Source organism: Brevibacillus sp. FW306-2-1A-C05A (genome assembly GCF_058781555.1).
Genome location: NZ_JBYSWV010000110.1, coordinates 1 through 1,079 on the forward strand (window position 1 = coordinate 1; position 1,079 = coordinate 1,079).

The window sequence follows — 1,079 nt, forward strand, 5'->3', positions numbered from 1 at the left end:
GACGGATTGTAATATGAAGTGCGACACCAACAGCTAGATAAAAAAATGGCCCATGATTGATTCGTGTAAAATGAAGTTACCACATCACATTTACACAGGAGAATCAATCATGAGTTATTCACATCTTAGCATAACAGAGCGCAGTCAGCTAGCGTTACTCCATCGTCTGGGTTGGTCTACTCGGGCTATTGCCACTGAACTCAAACGACATCACTCTACGATTGCCCGTGAGTTAACTCGGGGAATAGAGGCAGGCGAATATCAAGCCGAGAATGCTCAACATGCGTATGAGCAGCGTCGAGAGAAATCCACTTCCCGTGGCAAATGGACACCTAAACGTGGCTCCTATATTGCCGAGAAATTAGAACAAACCTGGTCTCCTGAGCAAATTTCTGGACGTATGAGCCAGGACTTCCCCGATCAGAAAGTATCGTTTAAAACGATTTATCGCTGGCTCTATCAAGGTTTATTGGTGAAGGGAGATACCACTGTCTTGCGCCAAAAGGGAAAACGCAGACACCCTCGAGAAACGCGTGGTCGATTTAACGTAGGAAAATCCATTCAACAACGACCAAAAGAAGTGAGAAAACGTGAGAGTTTTGGGCATTGGGAACTGGATACGGTAGTTTCCAGTCGGGGAAAAAGCAAAGCATGCGTCGCCACGTTTGCCGAGCGTAAGACCCGTCTCTATCTTGCCATCAAGATGCCTGATCGAACTGCAAGATCCTTCGAGATGGCATTTGGAGTGATTGCTGGCTCTTTTCCTAAAGGTACATTTCAAACAGCCACTGTTGATCGTGGAAAGGAATTTGCCTGTCATGAACGATTGGAGGCAGACCATGGCCTGGATATTTACTTTGCCGATCCATATTCCTCGTGGCAACGAGGCACCAACGAGAATGCCAATGGGCTTCTCCGTGAATTTTTCCCTAAAGGTAAAGATTTTGCTGAAGTATCAACGGAAGAATTGATCCATGCGTTATATCTCATTAACAATCGTCCAAGAAAGTGTTTGGGTTGGAAGACCGCCTACGAATCATTCATGGAGGCAGTGTCGCACTTGGCTTGACAATCCGTCA

General features: G+C 46.1%; 1 protein-coding gene. It reads left to right on the forward strand.

Going from position 1 to position 1,079, the window contains the following annotated elements:
• Positions 1-109: 109 nt before the first annotated feature.
• Positions 110-1,069, forward strand: a complete 960-nt coding sequence (locus tag AC3WJN_RS25530) for an IS30 family transposase (RefSeq protein ID WP_007786161.1) — start codon at positions 110-112, stop codon at positions 1,067-1,069.
• Positions 1,070-1,079 lie beyond the last annotated feature (10 nt).

Bases quoted from the DNA above. Each gene is read 5' to 3' on its own strand.
- AC3WJN_RS25530 (WP_007786161.1), top strand. From the start codon at position 110: ATGAGTTATTCACATCTTAGCATAACAGAGCGCAGTCAGCTAGCGTTA.